Origin of the sequence: Methylocapsa acidiphila B2, assembly GCF_000427445.1 — a bacterium.
In the GTDB taxonomy this organism is placed as follows: domain Bacteria; phylum Pseudomonadota; class Alphaproteobacteria; order Rhizobiales; family Beijerinckiaceae; genus Methylocapsa; species Methylocapsa acidiphila.
Genome location: NZ_KE386496.1, coordinates 1,798,638 through 1,814,537 on the forward strand (window position 1 = coordinate 1,798,638; position 15,900 = coordinate 1,814,537).

Sequence of the window (15,900 nt, forward strand, 5' to 3'; positions counted from 1 at the left end):
GCCGAGTCGTCCATTTCGGAGCCGGCTCATGAGCCTGATCGCCGCAACGATTTATTTCGCCATCGTCCTTTCCAGCGCGCTCGGCGTCTATTTGACGCGTCGACAGGCCCAATCCGCTGTCGTCCATCGAGCGAATGTGCCGCCGGAATTCACGGGCCAAGTCAGCTTGGCGGAGCATCAGCGCGCAGCTGATTACACGGTCGCGCGCGCCAGGCTCAGCATCGTCGAGACCATTTTCGACACTGGCGTCTCCATTCTTTGGCTCGCGGTTCTGCTCGCTCCGACCTATGCGCTTCTCGCGCGATTCATCGCGCCCGGCCTGACCCTCAGCGTCGCCCTTGTCGTCAGCGTCGCCGCGGTCGGATATTTGCTCGATCTGCCCTTCACGATTTTCCGCACCTTTTGGCTCGAGGCCGGCTTCGGCTTCAACCGCACCACCCCCAGGATGTTTATCCTCGATCAGGCGAAAAGCGCGGCGCTGCAGATTCTGCTCGCAGTTCCCCTGCTTTACGGGTTGTTCGCGCTCCTTAGCGTCCTGCCCAATCTCTGGTGGCTCTTCGGCTGGGCCGGCCTGATGGCGATCATGATCGCCATGACCGTTCTCTATCCGACCGTCATCGCGCCTCTGTTCAATAAATTCACCCCGATGGGCGACGGGCCGATGAAAGCGCGCATCGAAGCCCTTCTCGACAAATGCGGCTTCGAGTCCAGGGGCCTGTTCGTCATGGACGCCTCAAAGCGCTCGACACATGGCAACGCCTATTTTTCCGGCTTCGGCAAGGGCAAGCGCATCGTCTTTTTCGACACGCTTCTGGAAAAGCACACGCCGGAGGAAATCGAGTCCATTTTGGCGCATGAGCTTGGCCATTTTAAATTCGGCCACATCTGGCAACGCATCGCCCAAACGGCGGCCCTCGCCTTCCTTGGATTCATCGTTCTTCATTGGGCCTTTGCGGCGGAGGGGCTCGCGAGCCAATTCGGCCTGCCCCGCGATCCTGGCCTCGTCCTTGTGATCCTGCTGACCGCGTCGGGGTCCGTGTTGCACCTGCTCTCGCCCCTAACGAGCTGGCTCTCACGCCGCGCCGAATTTCAAGCCGACGGATTTGCGCGAAAGATGGTCGGCGCCCAGCCCATGATCAGCGCACTCACCAAGCTGTCGCGCGACAATCTCGCGACCTTGACGCCGGACAGGGGCTACGCGCTTTTCTATTATTCTCATCCGCCTGTTCCGCTGCGGATCGCCGAACTCAAGAGCGCGCCTTAAGCCCAGCATCCGCGCCGACCTCGGCGGACGCATGTTATCGGCGCATCGACAGATTAGGCGTCGGGCTTGATGCCGCCATCAAGCGACGCCGACGCCGAGCAATGAGGAGGAAACACAGGGATGAAGAAGCTTGCAATGATGGCGTCATTGGCCGCCCTGGTCGCGATCGGAGCCGAATTCGCGTCGACAAGCGACGCGAACGCCGTCGTCTGCGCCCGGGGCGTCTATCGCGCGGGCTGCGCCGGGCCTCGCGGCGCGGTCGTCACCCGTCGGCCGGTCTATAGGCCCTATCACCGGGGCGTGGTCGTCCGTCGGCCCTATTACTGACGAAACACGGGCCTAGCGCCGCGCGATTACGCTTTCGCGCGCCGCCGCTCGACCGAGGATGGAATCTTCAGGCTCTCGCGATATTTCGCGACCGTCCGCCGGGCGATATTGATATTGGCCGCTTTGAGCTTAGCGACGATCGCGTCGTCGGACAAAATCTCGGCCGCGCTCTCCTGATCGATCATCTGCCTGATTCGGAAGCGCACCGATTCGGCCGAATGCGCGTCGCCGCCGTCTTGCGAGGCGATCGAGGCCGTGAAGAAATATTTCAGCTCGAAAAGGCCGCGCGGCGTCGACATATACTTGTTCGAGGTCACGCGCGAGACGGTCGATTCATGCATCCCGATCGCTTCCGCGATCGTTTTGAGGTTGAGCGGCCGCAAATGCTCGACGCCCTGCACGAAGAAAGCCTCCTGCTGGCGAACGATCTCGCTCGACACTTTGAGGATCGTCCGCGCCCTCTGCTCCAGGCTCTTGGTCAGCCAGTTCGCGGTCTGCAGGCAAGTCGACATGAAGGTCCGGTCGGCCTCGCTCGACTTGGCCTTGGTGATCCGCGTCGCATAGGAGTGATTGACGAGGACGCGCGGGAGCACGTCCGTGTTGAGCTCCACATGCCACGAGCCGTCGGGCAAGGGCCGCACGATCACGTCCGGCACCAAGGGCTGGATCGAGCCGCCGCCGAACGCGCGGCCGGGCTTCGGATCAAGCCGCTTGATCTCGGCCAACATGTCGAGGATGTCCTCCTCGTCGACGCCGCAGATTTTACGCAGCGCCGCGAAATCGCGTTTCGCCACCAAGGCGAGATTGGCGACAAGCGCCTTCATGGCCGGATCGAACCGATCCTTCTCGCGCAACTGGATGGCGAGGCATTCGGCGAGATCCCGCGCGCCAATGCCTGACGGATCGAACCCGTGAATGATCGACAAAACGCGCTCGACCCGATCCACCGGCGTATGCAGCCGCGCGGCGATGTCGAGGACTGAATCGGACAAATAGCCGGCGTCGTCGATCGCGTCGATCAGGACTTGCCCGATCATGCGGTCAACCGGATCGGGCGTCGCGAAGGCGAGTTGCCTTTCGAGATGATCCTTGAGATTGGTTTCCGCCGCGACATAGGCTTCCAGATTGGCGGCCTCGCCGTCGCCGCTGGAGCCCGACGACCCCGTCCATGAAGTCGCCGAAAGGCCGGATGCGTCGAAGCTTTCCTTATATTCGCCGGGCGTCGCGGCGCGATCGTCATCGAAGGCGTTCGACAATTCCGTGCCGAGACTGGCCTCGAGCGCACCGCGGTCGGTTGCGAAAGCATCCGAACTCCACTCGGCTTCGCTCGCCTCGTTGAAATCCTGGGCGGCGGCTGCGACGGGCTCGGCCCGATCATCAAAATTCGTCATAGTCTCGCGCGGATCAGGCGTGTCCTCGGCCCGTTCGAGCAGAGGATTGCGCTCAAGCTCGTCCTGGACGAAGGCGGTGAGCTCGAGATTGGAGAATTGCAACAGCTTGATCGCCTGCAAGAGCTGCGGCGTCATCACCAAGGACTGGCCCTGGCGCATGATAAGCTTCGTCGAAAGCGCCATTTTTCTCTAAGTCGACTCTGAAGCGGGAAGTCGGCAAGCCGACAATTATGCCGGCCCACTTTTTGCTTATAGCAGAAATTATGCGCATGTAGCCGGCAAATGCAATCCTAATTCGAAACTTTTCGTAAATCGGGAAATCATCATCCGCAAAGGCGCGCCAAAAAGGCGCCCGATCAAAGGCGAAAGCCCTCGCCGAGATAAAAGCGGCGGACGCCGGGATCATCGACAATGTCTGCAGGCGCGCCTTCGGTCAGGACGTGCCCCGCATGGATGATATAGGCGCGGTCGATCAGGCCGAGGGTCTCGCGCACGTTATGATCCGTGATCAGGACGCCGATGCCGCGCTGCTTCAAATGTTGGACCAGCGACTGAATGTCGCCGATGGCGATCGGGTCGACGCCGGCGAACGGCTCGTCGAGCAGCATGAAGGACGGCCGACCGGCCAAGGCGCGCGCGATTTCGCACCGGCGGCGCTCGCCCCCCGAAAGCGCGATCGACGGCGTCTTGCGCAACCGCGTGATGGCGAATTCCTCGAGCAAGGCGTCGAGCTCCATCGCGCGCTTGCGCCTGTCCGGCTGGGTGATCTCGAGGACCGCCATGATATTTTCTTCGACGCTGAGGCCTCTGAAGATCGACGCTTCCTGCGGCAGATAGCCGATGCCCAGGCGGGCGCGCCGATACATTGGAAGCCGCGTTACGTCATGGCCGTCGAGCTCAATGGTTCCGCCGTCCGGCCGGATCAGGCCGGTGATCATATAGAATAGCGTCGTCTTGCCTGCCCCATTGGGGCCGAGGAGGCCCACCGCCTCGCCGCGTCGGACGAACATGCTCACGTCCTCGACGACCCGACGCGCCTTATAGGCTTTGCGCAGATGATGGATGGTGAGAGTCCCGACCTTGCTCGGGTCAGGCGCGCGGGCGCGCCCGGAGGGATGAGGCGGGTCTGACGCCTGACCGTTGGGCTGCGGCGGTTCGCGCCAATCCTCGGACAATTCGACGGTCGAGTCCTCTTCCATGAGCCAACCGCCGACGCCATCCGCCGCAAGCAAGCGACGCCCGCGTCCGCCGATGAGGCCGCGCAGCCGGATCAAGCGAGAAAACCGAGACCGAACGGAGCGCCAACGCAATTCGAGACCGTCCCCTTCATAGAAGGCCGCCGCGCGCCCTCCACATGGACCTGAGAGGGATCGCGTCCGTTGAGCCCCGACGCCTGCCGGCGCGGCCTCGACGTCACGCCGGCTTTTGCCATAGGAGCGGTAAAAGGTCTAAGATTTTCGCACGCCCGATCCCGACGCCCTCCGCTGCTACACTTCGGGCGGACCGACAGGTTGGATCCGCGTAATGCGCGTCCTTACTCGCCTTCTCAATCGGTTTTCGCTGGCTTCTTGCGGCTATCGTCGGATCCGCTCGGGAGAAACATGCTTCGGACCCGGCCGATCACGACCGCTTGGCTCGTATTGAGATCGTAGACCAATTTGTCGCCTTTGGTGACATTCGCCCCTTGGGTCAGGGTCACATTGCCGGTCAAATAAACTTTATTGTCCGATTTTTCGTAGACGCCGTTGTCGCCCGTGCCGATCTGATCCTTTGACGTAATTGTGACAGGCCCTGTCGCTTCCATACGCCGCACCTGACTCGAGGAAGACGGCGCTCCCGCAGCCTCGCCCACCGGTTTCGGCGTCAGGAAAATGACGAGGGTCACAGCCTTCAGCCGGCTTTCCCCTTGCGTCGCGACCACATTGCCGCTGTAGATGAGCTTTTGCTCCTTATCGAAATAATCCAGCTTGCCCGCGTCGATATTGATCGGCTCCTTGCTATTGCCGCCAGGCAGGATCGCGCCCGAACTCGATTTCTGCGCCAGCGCGGGAAGCGTCGTCAAATTCGCCGCGGCGCAAAACATCGCGGCTGCTAGAACCCGCACGGCGGGCCCGGGCGGGGAGAAAAGGAGCCAGCGCGCCTGGATCATCTCTAATTGTCCAGCGCCGCATCCTCGGACCGGGCGTTGGCGGAGGCCTGATCGAAGATGGATTTGACCGCGCCCTCGAATGAGATCTTATGGCCATTGTCCTGAATGTCCATTTGGTTCGCCGACACCATCCCCCCGTCGAGGATGACGTTCACAGGCTCATTCGAGCCCAGCGCGCCGCTTTGAAAGTCGATCGTCGTTTTCGTCGCGCGAATGTCATAGCCGATCTTGTTCCAAATTCTGACTTCGCCCTGAAGCACCATTTTTTGCTGGGATCCGTCATAGACGCCGTGGGAGGCGGTCACCAACACGGTCGAGGCGTCCAGCATCCCGATCTGGGCGTCTATGTCCAAAAGCTCCAATATGCTCGGCGTCGTCGTGTCCTGGACGCCGGAGCCGGCCTTGACCTCATAGGGACGGCCGTCGGCCTGAACGCCGGTGATTTTCGGCGTCGCCACAGTGATCCGCGTGCCTTGGACCGAGACCTCGCCGATCGAAATATTTCGCGGCAGGCGGCGAAACGGATCGAACAGGGCAAGGATCAGAATAACGGCGATCGCGCAGGCCGCGCCGCCGGCCAGCCCCCAGCGCAGCACGCGCACCCGCGCGCTATGCTTTCCGGCCGCCTTGAAAGCGCCGCGCCAAACCGGAGTCGTCAAATCGATCCGGTCGCTCGGCCTGCCATGCGGCGGGACAGTCGGACGGCCTCTTGGGCTGTCGGACGGCCATTCCGCCCGGTCGGACATTTTCGTCATGACGTCAATCGGCTTTTCGCACGCAAACTCCCATCCGCAACGAGAATAGGCGCCAAGTGCGGAAGGCGCCGATCAAACAGCAAGCAAGCAAGGCGAAGTCAAGGCGGGCCAAAGCCGCTGGAAGTCTATTGATGCGAGAATATGTCCGCATCGGCCCATCCGAGCAAATCGAGCCGCGCGCGGGCCGGCAAGAACCGGAAGCAAGCATCGGCGAGATCCTGGCGGCCTTCCCGCTTCAACATAGCTTCAAGCCGATCGCGTAGCGCATGCAAATGCAGCACGTCCGACGCGGCATAGGCGATCTGCGCCTCAGTCAGGGCCGCTGCGCCCCAATCGGAGGATTGCTGCTGTTTGGAGAGATCCACGCCGAGAAGCTCGCGGGCAAGGTCCTTGAGGCCGTGCCGATCGGTATAGGTCCGCACGAGTTTCGAGGCGATCTTGGTGCAATAAAGCGGCTCGGCCATCACGCCGAAGGTCTTGTAAAGCACGGCAATGTCGAAACGCGCGAAATGAAACATTTTCGTGATCGCGGGATCAGCCAGGAGCCGCTCGAGATTTGGCGCGCGCGCCTGTCCGGCGGCGATTTGGACAATGTCGGCCGTCCCGTCGCCGCGCGAGAGCTGAACCAGGCACAGCCGATCGCGATGCGGCACGAGGCCGAGCGTCTCCGTGTCGATTGCGACGCTGTCGCCGAACTGGGCGTCGTCCGGCAGATCCCCGTGGTGGAGACGAATCGTCATTGCGCGCGGCCAGCCTGAATTTTTCTTTTCATGGACGCTGCTTCTAGCGCAGGTCTATTCACCGAACAATTCCTCGGCGGCGGTTCCGAGGCCCACCGCTGGATTGGCGGCGCAATAACCGGCGAGCTTTCCCGCGTTCTCCTTCATCTTATCGAAGTTGATGATCGGAGAAGCGTCCTCATCCATGTAATATCCGTCGAGCCATGCGATCGTGTAGCCGATATTTTCCTTGCTGCTGTCGAGCCATTCTTTGCATTTGACGGTGTTCAAGTCGAGAATCTCAGCCGCAGAGGCGCGTCCCGCGAACAGGAGGCACAGGACGAAGATAAACGGGCGCAACTTCATTTGACTCTCCTGTAATCGGTTTGGCGTCTCAAAAATCTGGTAAATATAAATCGAACCCACGCCCGCGAAGCCCAGAAGGATCGCTGAAGGCGGTCGAAGCCGAACGAAACGCTTCGCAGATCGGCCTAAAAGACGTTGTCAGAGGCAGCTGGCCGATTGCACGCTGCCTGAATACAGAGAAAAAATGAACGCAATGAAAACGACGATCGTTGAGCCGCTTAACAGCGGATCACAACCACCCCACCGCCGGCGCTGCCCGCGCTAGGTCGTCGACACAGGCAAAAAGAACAAAAACGCCTCGCTTTACGTACCACCTGCTATCCCGCCAGTTCTCTCAACGAGGATCTAAGCATGAAATGGCCCGACATCTTCTCGTTTATCATGACCGGGCTGGTGATGCTGGTTCTTTGGCTTTTCTACCATAAGCTATAAAAGCTCGAAAACTCCGCTCGCCGCCTCCCGAGGAGCCATTTCATTTGAAATGGCGTCTGGAGGGACGCGGCGAACCCCAGCGCAGACTCCCTCCCGATTTGCGAGACGGCCTTTCAAGCCGGCTTTGAAAGATCTGACCTCGACGACAGCCGAGTTCAGTGTGCTTCCTGACGGCGATGAAGCATTCGAAAATGTTCAATCAGCTTCTTGATGACCGCATGGGCGACGGCCCCTGAACGGCTCTATCAGTCAATCTGGGAGCGTCCAGGCAGGATAAAGCCAAAATCAGCCGGCAAGAAGCGCCATAGCTACCGTCTCACCCGACTCGATTCGGGGATAAGGCTGGACCGCTCGCCTGAAACAACGCCATAAAGCGAAAGGCGATGGTGCCCTGGAGAGGACTCGAACCTCCACGGCTTTCACCACTGGTACCTGAAACCAGCGCGTCTACCAATTCCGCCACCAGGGCATAGCGTCCTGATACGTGGCGGGCTTCCATCTTGTCAATGATGAAGCGCGCGAAAATCGCCCCTCGCTCGATATGCGCGTCGAGCCAAGCCCATTGGCGCGATTATGATTGCAAAGCGCAAGCGTCGCGCCGAAGAGAAAGGCCCGCTCGCGCCTTCCGCCCGCTGCGCCTCCGCCAGAGAACCGCCCAATGCCGCTCGCCGCATGCCGATTTATCTTCGGGCTTCAAATTTTTTGTCTCGCAGCCAGCGCGGCGGTCGTAGCGCCGAGTCCGGCGCGAGCCCATGCCCTTTATCGCTGGGTTCAGCAGGTCCCCGGCGGCGCGGAGGCCCGCGCGCTCACGCAAGAGCCGATCTGTCCCGTCGCAAAGATTGACGGGCGGCCCAAGCCAATGGCTGAAAGCAGCGCTCCACGCGAACGCTTTCCGCTGCGGGTCTGCGCCATCCCGATTCCAAGAGGCGCCGCCGAGATCAGCATCGATCAGATTCCCCTGCCTTTGCCGAAACCGAGGGTCGATCGAATTCTGCTGATCGGCGACACCGGATGCCGCCTGAAGAAGGATAAAGTTCAGGATTGCAACGATATTTCGGCCTGGCCGTTCCGGCTCGTCGCCGATGTCGCGGCGGATCTGAAGCCGGATCTGGTCTTGCATCTCGGCGATTTGCTTTATCGCGAAACCGCCTGCCCCCCGGAGCGCAAAGGCTGCGCGGGCTCCCCTTTCGGCGATGCATGGGAGACCTGGGAAGCCGATTTCTTCAAGCCGGCGGAAAGCCTGCTCGGAACAGCGCCATTCATTTTCGTCCGCGGCAACCACGAGATCTGCGCCCGCGGCGGCAAGGGCTGGGGCTTTCTGGTCGATCCTTTTCCGGCTCAGGCGGGAGAGGCCTGCCCCGGCTCGGAGCCGCCCTATTTCGTCGATCTCGGCGGGGTCTCACTGCTCGTCTTCGACGTTTCGGAAGCCGACGACTTCCATGCCGACGCGGCGCAGGCGGAACGGTTCCGACGGCAATTCGCGGCGGCGCAATTCGCCGGCCCTGGCCCCGTCTGGCTCGCCTTCCACAAGCCGATCTGGGCCAGGGGATCACTAACGGAAGACGACGAGCCCGGCGACAACAAGACGCTCGCCCTCGCCGCGCGAAACGCGATCACCGCCAATGTGCACGCGCTTCTGTCCGGCCATGATCATACATTTCAGGTCTTGAGCTACGCCGACGATCTCCCGGTGCAGATCATCGTCGGCAATGGCGGCGACAATCTCCTCGAGCATGCGCCGGAGCGTCTCGACGGCGCCTCCATTGATGGCGTGAAAGTACGGACCGGGCGCGGCGCGCCGGGCAGGTTCGGCTTCGCCATGCTGACGCGCGAACTCACGCATGCGTCCGGCGAGCGATGGTCGCTCACCGCCTATGACGCGCATGGCCAACCGCTCGCGGCCTGCCGTCTCGCGAGCCGGACTTTAGACTGCGATTGAAGTCGACGATCGGCGGCTCTCGCGCAGGTCCCCGGCCGCTTCGCCGATTTGATATATTTTCGTCCGACGAGTGCTCTGTACAGACGCGTTTTCGCGGCCTAGAAAACGCGCGAACGCAGCTTTGCTCCGAGGCGATCGACCATGGCGGATGAATTGGTGAAACAAGGCCGGCTCGTAACCGTATTCGGCGGTTCGGGCTTCCTCGGCCGGCATGTCGTTCGCGCTCTGGCGCGGCGCGGCTGGCGCGTTCGGGTCGCCTCGCGCCGGCCGGATCTCGCGTTTCATCTTCAGCCCTCCGGCAAGGTCGGCCAGATCCATGCCGTTCAGGCTAATTTGCGCTATCCGGACTCCATCGTCCACGCCTTGCGCGACGCTGAAGCTGTCGTCAACCTGGTCGGCGTCCTGAGCGAAGCCGGAGCGCAACGCTTCGACGCGGTTCATAATCTCGGCGCCCAGGCGATCGCCAAATTGTCGGAAGACGCCGGCATCGAGACCTTCGTGCATGTGTCGGCGATCGGCGCCGATCCCGACGCCGCCTCCGAATATGCGCGCAGCAAAGGGCTCGGCGAGCAAGCCGTGCGGATCTTCCGCCCCAAGGCGGTAATCTTGCGGCCTTCGGTCGTGTTTGGCCCGGAGGATGATTTTTTCAACCGTTTCGCGACCATGGCGCGCTTCCTGCCGGCGCTTCCCCTGATCGGCGGCGGCGCGACCAAACTTCAGCCGGTCTTCGTCGGCGACGTCGCCGAGGCCGTGGCGCTCGCGGTCGATGGCAAGGCGGAGCCCCGGACCACCTATGAGCTCGGGGGGCCGGACATCGCCACCCTGCGACGGATCATCGAGTTCGTCTTGAGCGTGACGGAACGCAAGCGCTGGCTCGTTTCGGTTCCCGTTACGGAAGCCAAAATGATCGCCGGCGTGACCGAGTTCGCAAAGAAGGCGTCGCTCGGTCTATTCCCCGATTTCCTCACGATCACAGGGGACCAGATCGCGCTTCTGCAGTCGGACAATGTCGTCTCGAAGGAAGCGATCGACGAGGGACGGACCTTGCAGGGGCTCGGCCTCGCGCCCGAATCTTTCGAAGCCTTCGTGCCGAGCTATCTCTACCGCTATCGCAAGGCTGGCCAATTCGCCGATCGCCGCGCGGTCTGAGCTGCAAAGCCGGATTAAGCAAATGAAAAGGCCGCGGGATTGACGCCCGCGGCCTTTTCGATTTTCGCGCTATTGATATTTCCGCGCCCGGCAGACGCTCGGCGCGAAACGGCGCGCCGAGCCATTCGGATCAGTGAGCGATCGCGCCTGATGCGTCTTCGTCCGAAGCCAGCGGCCCGACTGTCTTGGCGTCCTCCTCCCAAACGATGGGGGTCGGCTGACGCACCAGCGCATGCCGCAGCACTTCATCCATGCGACCCACAGGCACGATCTCGAGCGCGTTTTTCACCGAGTTCGGAATATCGGCCAGATCCTTGGCGTTCTCCTCTGGAATGAGGACCTTCTTCAGGCCTCCGCGCAAGGCGGCGAGCAATTTTTCCTTGAGCCCACCGATTGGCAGGACCCGGCCTCGCAAGGTGATCTCGCCGGTCATGGCGATGTCGCGGCGGATCGGGATGCCGGTCATTATGGACACGATGGCGGTGGCCATGGCGACGCCCGCCGACGGCCCGTCCTTGGGCGTGGCCCCTTCCGGAACGTGGACATGGATGTCGCGCCGATCGAAGACAGGCGGCTCGATGCCGAAATCAACCGCCCGCGAGCGAACATAGGAGGCCGCTGCGGAAATCGATTCCTTCATGACGTCGCGCAGATTTCCGGTGACCGTCATGCGGCCTTTGCCCGGCATCATCACGCCTTCAATCGTGAGCAACTCGCCGCCGACCTCGGTCCACGCGAGACCAGTGACGACGCCGACCTGATCTTCCGTCTCCGCCTCGCCGTAGCGATATTTCGGCACGCCGAGGTAATCGGCCAGATTGGCGTCAGTGACTGCGACCTCCGTGGCCTTGTCGGTCAGAATCTGCTTCACCGCCTTACGCGCCAGCTTTGACAACTCGCGTTCGAGATTGCGGACGCCGGCTTCCCGCGTGTAGCGCCTGATCATGGTGACAAGGCCCGCGTCGTCGATCGACCATTCCTTCGTCGCGAGACCATGCTTCTTGAGCGCCGCCGGGATCAAATGGCGCCGCGCGATCTCCACCTTCTCATCCTCGGTGTAGCCGGCGATGCGGATGATCTCCATGCGGTCCATGAGAGGCGCCGGGATGTTCAGCGTATTCGCCGTGGTCACGAACATCACGTTCGAAAGATCATAGTCGACCTCGAGGTAATGATCGTTGAACGACTGGTTCTGCTCGGGATCGAGAACCTCGAGCAAGGCCGACGACGGATCGCCGCGGAAGTCCATTCCCATTTTGTCGATCTCGTCGAGAAGGAAAAGCGGGTTTGAGCTTTTCGCCTTGCGCATCGACTGAATGATCTTGCCCGGCATGGAGCCGATATAGGTGCGCCGGTGGCCGCGAATTTCAGCCTCGTCGCGCACGCCGCCGAGCGACATGCGGACGAATTCGCGACCCGTCGCCTTGGCGATTGACTTGCCGAGCGAGGTCTTGCCGACGCCTGGCGGGCCGACGAGGCAAAGAATCGGACCGGTCAGCTTGTTCGCGCGGCTCTGCACGGCGAGATATTCGAGGATCCGCTCCTTGACCTTGTCGAGCCCGAAATGCTCGCTGTCGAGCACGTCCTCGGCGATATGCAGGTCCTTCTTGACCTTCGAGCGCTTGTTCCACGGGATTGACAACAGCCAGTCGAGATAGTTGCGCACGACCGTGGCTTCCGCCGACATCGGCGACATCTGGCGCAGCTTCTTCAGTTCGGCCGTCGCTTTGTCGCGCGCCTCCTTGGAGAGCTTGGTCGATTTGATGCGCTCGTCGATCTCCGCGAGATCGTCCTTGCCGTCCTCGTCGCCGAGCTCCTTCTGGATCGCCTTCATCTGCTCGTTGAGATAATACTCGCGCTGGGTCTTCTCCATCTGGCGCTTGACCCGCGTGCGGATGCGCTTCTCGACCTGCAAGACCGAGATTTCGCTCTCCATGAGCGCGAGGCATTTTTCGAGCCGCTTGGCGACCGAGAAGGTCTCGAGCACGCCCTGCTTGTCGGCGATCTTGACGGCGAGATGCGAGGCGACGGTGTCGGCGAGCTTGGCGTAATCGTCAATCTGCGTGACGGCGGCGACCACCTCCGGCGAGATCTTCTTGTTGAGCTTCACATAGCCCTCGAACTCGGCGACGACGGAGCGCGCGAGCGCCTCCACCTCGACCTTGTCCATCGGCTCGTCGGCGATGGCTTCGGCCTCGGCTTCGTAAAAGTCGTCGGTGCGGACATAGCCATGCACCTTGGCGCGGACCTGTCCCTCCACGAGAACTTTGACGGTTCCGTCGGGGAGCTTCAGAAGCTGCAGCACCGAGGCGAGCGTGCCGGTGGTGAAGATGGCGCCGGTCGCCGGGTCTTCATCGGACGCGTTGATTTGAGTCGCGAGGAGGATGAGCTTATCCGCCTTCATGACTTCTTCGAGCGCGCGAATCGATTTTTCCCGACCGACAAAAAGCGGCACGATCATATGCGGGAAAACAACGATGTCGCGCAGCGGAAGAACGGGGTAGCTATCGATCGCGCCGGGAAGAACAGGCTCACGCTTCTGGGTCATTTTATCGTCCTATCTCGAAACGCGTTTCGATCTGTTGCGCACTGGTCGCTGGTGAAGAATCGCCGCGCTTGAAAAATTTGCGGCGCGCGCCGGGCGCAGGGAGGCATTTCTTTGGCTTTACGCTGTTTCCACTCGTCAAGATGGAGATCTACTCCGGCCCTTTCAAGCACCTGGTCCAACAGGTCGCAGCAGACGACAACTCGCTGAAGAAAGGCCCACAAGTCCGTGTAGCCTTCCCTGCGCGACGCGAATTCGCGTCGCGCAGGAATCACGTCACGCGCTGGTGCCGCTTTTCTCGTTGCGGTCGGCGTAGATGTAGAGCGGGCGCGACTTGCCTTCGACAACATCGGGACCGATGACAACCTGCTCGACGCTGTCGAGGCCGGGAAGATCGAACATAGTGTCGAGCAGAATGCCTTCCATGATGGAGCGCAACCCACGCGCGCCGGTGCGCCGCTCGATCGCCTTCTTGGCGACCACATTGAGCGCTTCGTCCTGGAAGGTGAGCTCCGTGTTCTCCATCTCGAACAGACGCTGATATTGCTTCACCAAGGCGTTCTTCGGCTCGGTCAGGATCTTCTTCAGCGCCTCTTCGTCGAGATCCTCCAGCGTCGCGATGACCGGCAGGCGTCCGACAAATTCCGGAATGAGGCCGAACTTCAAAAGGTCCTCGGGCTCGACCTTGCGGAAGATCTCGCCGGTCCGACGCTCGTCCGGCGCCTGCACCGTCGCGCTGAAACCGATGGAGGTGGTCTTGCCGCGAGTCGAGATGATCTTCTCAAGCCCCGCGAAAGCTCCGCCGCAGATGAAGAGAATATTGGTCGTATCGACCTGGAGGAACTCTTGCTGGGGATGCTTGCGCCCGCCCTGCGGCGGCACCGAGGCCACGGTGCCCTCCATGATCTTCAAAAGCGCCTGCTGAACGCCCTCGCCCGACACGTCGCGCGTGATGGACGGATTGTCCGACTTTCTGGAAATCTTATCGATCTCGTCGATATAGACGATCCCGCGCTGCGCCCGCTCGACATTGTAATCGGAGGCTTGGAGCAGCTTCAGGATGATATTTTCGACGTCTTCGCCGACATAGCCCGCTTCGGTGAGCGTCGTCGCGTCGGCCATCGTGAAGGGCACGTCGAGGATGCGGGCCAGAGTCTGGGCGAGCAAAGTCTTGCCCGAGCCCGTCGGGCCGATCAGGAGAATATTCGATTTCGCGAGCTCGACGTCATTATGCTTGGTCGCATGATTGAGCCGCTTGTAATGATTATGCACGGCGACCGAGAGCACCCGCTTGGCTTGCGGCTGGCCGATCACGTAATCGTCCAAAACCTTGCAGATTTCTTTCGGCGTCGGGATTCCGTCGCGGCTCTTAACCAGGGAGGATTTGTTCTCCTCCCGGATGATGTCCATGCATAGTTCCACGCATTCGTCGCAGATGAAAACCGTGGGGCCGGCAATCAGCTTGCGGACCTCATGCTGGCTCTTTCCGCAGAACGAGCAATAGAGCGTGTTTTTCGCGTCACCGCCGCCGACCTTGGTCATGGTTAGTCTCCGTAACGACCGCGATTATGTGCGAACCTCGGTCACGCTGAGTTTTCGGCGGCCTCGAGAATCATGACGATTCTTTAACCACGCGCGCTGGCGCATTCGCACACGAGCCAGCTTATGTCTGTTCTTCGGCCCTGTTCTCCCTGAAAACTGCGCCCGAATAGCGAAATGCAACCATGTTCGCGCCGCCGAAGCAAGGCCCTGACGCAGCGACAGGGGCGTTCAATCTGACTCGGTCATGGCCCCGCAACATATTAACGTTACGATTTCACAGCCGTAACGGTTTCATTGCGACGCCGCGGACACTCACTTAAGCAAGAGGTGCGCCACAGGCAAGAGCGCCGCACCGCCGAACAAGAGATCCGCTTCCGCGGAGAGGCGGCGGCGCTCGCCGTTTCGCGGCCGCGAGACCAGACCCGGCCCGGGCGGCGTTCGCCTCGGCTCATCCGGCCTCTTTGGCCACCCCCTCTTGAGGGGGCGGCCGCCTCGCTCGCTGTGGATGGGGAGAAAGCCGTGAGCCATAGCCCACGGCTGGGCTCGCTATCTGAGACCTTGCGTAATTCCTAGTGACTAAAAAAACGGCGCCGTTCGGCGCCCCGGGGTCACTTGGTTTCCGTCGCTGGCGTATCGTCCGGCCGCTTGAACCAAACATGGTCGACGATGCCGAATTCCTTTGCCTCTTCGGCCGACATGAAATGGTCGCGGTCGAGCGTGTTCTCGATCGTCTCGTAATCTCGGCCGGTATGCTTGACGTAGATTTGGTTCAGCCGCTTCTTGACCTTCATAATGTCCTCGGCATGGCGGAGGATATCCGAAGCTTGGCCTTGGAAGCCGCCCGACGGCTGATGCACCATGATCCGGGCGTTGGGCAGAGCGAAACGGCTGTTCGCCTCGCCGGCGCAAAGAAGAAGGGAGCCCATGGACGCCGCCTGGCCGACGCACACGGTCCAGACCTTGGGCTTGATGAATTGCATCGTGTCATAGATCGCCAAGCCCGCCGTCACGACGCCGCCCGGCGAATTAATGTACATATTGATTTCCTTCTTCGGGTTCTCCGCCTCGAGGAAGAGAAGCTCGGCGATGATCACCGAGGCCATGTGATCCTCGACAGGACCCGTCAGGAAAATGATGCGCTCGCGCAGCAGGCGGGAATAAATGTCGAACCCGCGCTCACCCCGGCTCGTATTCTCGATCACCTGCGGGATGAGGTAATTGGCGTAAATTTCAAGAGGATCGCGGTCGCGCATATCGGATTTTCCTTGTCGAAAAGCGGGTTCGTCGCAAAAAGCAGGCCGGCTGCGAGAAGCCCAGGCGAC

Annotated in this window: 13 protein-coding genes and 1 tRNA gene; 4 read left to right on the forward strand and 10 right to left on the reverse strand. The window is 61.3% G+C overall.

Translation table 11 applies throughout. From position 1 onward, the window contains the following. Positions 1-28: 28 nt before the first annotated feature. Positions 29-1,264 carry a M48 family metallopeptidase gene (locus tag METAC_RS0110635; protein ID WP_026607019.1) on the forward strand — a complete coding sequence of 412 codons (1,236 nt, stop codon included), beginning with the start codon at positions 29-31 and terminating at the stop codon, positions 1,262-1,264. 120 nt (positions 1,265-1,384) lie between these two features. Continuing rightward, positions 1,385-1,591, forward strand: coding sequence for a hypothetical protein (locus METAC_RS0110640; RefSeq protein WP_026607020.1), 207 nt, complete (start codon positions 1,385-1,387; stop codon positions 1,589-1,591). Between the two features lie 26 nt (positions 1,592-1,617). Here METAC_RS0110640 and rpoN read toward each other — a convergent pair whose 3' ends face one another. From rpoN to METAC_RS0110680, 7 genes are all read right to left on the reverse strand, one after another. After that, positions 1,618-3,165 carry an RNA polymerase factor sigma-54 gene (rpoN, locus tag METAC_RS0110645; protein ID WP_026607021.1) on the reverse strand — a complete coding sequence of 516 codons (1,548 nt, stop codon included), beginning with the start codon at positions 3,163-3,165 and terminating at the stop codon, positions 1,618-1,620. A gap of 173 nt (positions 3,166-3,338) precedes the next feature. After that, positions 3,339-4,181: an LPS export ABC transporter ATP-binding protein gene (gene lptB / locus METAC_RS0110650; RefSeq protein ID WP_084143970.1), complete on the reverse strand. Its 843-nt coding sequence runs from the start codon at positions 4,179-4,181 to the stop codon at positions 3,339-3,341. Positions 4,182-4,528: 347 nt separating this feature from the next. Beyond that, positions 4,529-5,131, reverse strand: a complete 603-nt coding sequence (locus tag METAC_RS23225; protein ID WP_425338908.1) for an LptA/OstA family protein — start codon at positions 5,129-5,131, stop codon at positions 4,529-4,531. Positions 5,132-5,133: 2 nt separating this feature from the next. Next, the gene (lptC, locus tag METAC_RS0110660; protein WP_026607023.1) at positions 5,134-5,886 is read right to left on the reverse strand and encodes an LPS export ABC transporter periplasmic protein LptC; all 753 of its coding nucleotides are present in this window, start codon (positions 5,884-5,886) and stop codon (positions 5,134-5,136) included. 125 nt (positions 5,887-6,011) lie between these two features. Next, a complete protein-coding gene (locus METAC_RS0110665; RefSeq protein ID WP_026607024.1) occupies positions 6,012-6,626 on the reverse strand; it encodes a ribonuclease D in 615 nt (204 codons plus the stop codon). 54 nt (positions 6,627-6,680) lie between these two features. Next, on the reverse strand, positions 6,681-6,971 hold the full coding sequence (locus METAC_RS0110670) for an HdeA/HdeB family chaperone (protein ID WP_051335519.1): 291 nt from the start codon (positions 6,969-6,971) through the stop codon (positions 6,681-6,683). An 816-nt stretch (positions 6,972-7,787) separates the two neighbouring features. After that, positions 7,788-7,872, reverse strand: a tRNA-Leu gene (locus METAC_RS0110680). Positions 7,873-8,061: 189 nt separating this feature from the next. On the opposite strand from METAC_RS0110680, the gene METAC_RS23230 reads away from it, so the two are divergent. Both METAC_RS23230 and METAC_RS0110695 read left to right on the forward strand, forming a co-directional pair. After that, a complete protein-coding gene (locus METAC_RS23230) occupies positions 8,062-9,342 on the forward strand; it encodes a metallophosphoesterase family protein (RefSeq protein WP_051335520.1) in 1,281 nt (426 codons plus the stop codon). A gap of 141 nt (positions 9,343-9,483) precedes the next feature. Further along, positions 9,484-10,491 carry a complex I NDUFA9 subunit family protein gene (locus METAC_RS0110695; protein WP_026607026.1) on the forward strand — a complete coding sequence of 336 codons (1,008 nt, stop codon included), beginning with the start codon at positions 9,484-9,486 and terminating at the stop codon, positions 10,489-10,491. A 130-nt stretch (positions 10,492-10,621) separates the two neighbouring features. Here METAC_RS0110695 and lon read toward each other — a convergent pair whose 3' ends face one another. The 3 genes from lon to METAC_RS0110715 all read right to left on the reverse strand — a co-directional run bounded on the left by lon (position 10,622) and on the right by METAC_RS0110715 (position 15,831). Further along, positions 10,622-13,039, reverse strand: coding sequence for an endopeptidase La (lon, locus tag METAC_RS0110705; RefSeq protein WP_026607027.1), 2,418 nt, complete (start codon positions 13,037-13,039; stop codon positions 10,622-10,624). 273 nt (positions 13,040-13,312) lie between these two features. Further along, positions 13,313-14,578 carry an ATP-dependent Clp protease ATP-binding subunit ClpX gene (gene clpX / locus METAC_RS0110710; RefSeq protein ID WP_026607028.1) on the reverse strand — a complete coding sequence of 422 codons (1,266 nt, stop codon included), beginning with the start codon at positions 14,576-14,578 and terminating at the stop codon, positions 13,313-13,315. A 608-nt stretch (positions 14,579-15,186) separates the two neighbouring features. Then, positions 15,187-15,831, reverse strand: coding sequence for an ATP-dependent Clp protease proteolytic subunit (locus METAC_RS0110715; protein WP_026607029.1), 645 nt, complete (start codon positions 15,829-15,831; stop codon positions 15,187-15,189). Positions 15,832-15,900: the final 69 nt, after the last annotated feature.

Bases quoted from the DNA above. Each gene is read 5' to 3' on its own strand.
- METAC_RS0110670 (WP_051335519.1), bottom strand. From the start codon at position 6,971: ATGAAGTTGCGCCCGTTTATCTTCGTCCTGTGCCTCCTGTTCGCGGGA.
- rpoN (WP_026607021.1), bottom strand. From the start codon at position 3,165: ATGGCGCTTTCGACGAAGCTTATCATGCGCCAGGGCCAGTCCTTGGTG.
- lptC (WP_026607023.1), bottom strand. From the start codon at position 5,886: ATGACGAAAATGTCCGACCGGGCGGAATGGCCGTCCGACAGCCCAAGA.
- clpX (WP_026607028.1), bottom strand. From the start codon at position 14,578: ATGACCAAGGTCGGCGGCGGTGACGCGAAAAACACGCTCTATTGCTCG.
- METAC_RS0110715 (WP_026607029.1), bottom strand. From the start codon at position 15,831: ATGCGCGACCGCGATCCTCTTGAAATTTACGCCAATTACCTCATCCCG.
- METAC_RS0110640 (WP_026607020.1), top strand. From the start codon at position 1,385: ATGAAGAAGCTTGCAATGATGGCGTCATTGGCCGCCCTGGTCGCGATC.
- METAC_RS23225 (WP_425338908.1), bottom strand. From the start codon at position 5,131: ATGATCCAGGCGCGCTGGCTCCTTTTCTCCCCGCCCGGGCCCGCCGTG.
- METAC_RS0110695 (WP_026607026.1), top strand. From the start codon at position 9,484: ATGGCGGATGAATTGGTGAAACAAGGCCGGCTCGTAACCGTATTCGGC.
- lptB (WP_084143970.1), bottom strand. From the start codon at position 4,181: ATGGAAGAGGACTCGACCGTCGAATTGTCCGAGGATTGGCGCGAACCG.
- METAC_RS23230 (WP_051335520.1), top strand. From the start codon at position 8,062: ATGCCGCTCGCCGCATGCCGATTTATCTTCGGGCTTCAAATTTTTTGT.
- METAC_RS0110635 (WP_026607019.1), top strand. From the start codon at position 29: ATGAGCCTGATCGCCGCAACGATTTATTTCGCCATCGTCCTTTCCAGC.
- METAC_RS0110665 (WP_026607024.1), bottom strand. From the start codon at position 6,626: ATGACGATTCGTCTCCACCACGGGGATCTGCCGGACGACGCCCAGTTC.
- lon (WP_026607027.1), bottom strand. From the start codon at position 13,039: ATGACCCAGAAGCGTGAGCCTGTTCTTCCCGGCGCGATCGATAGCTAC.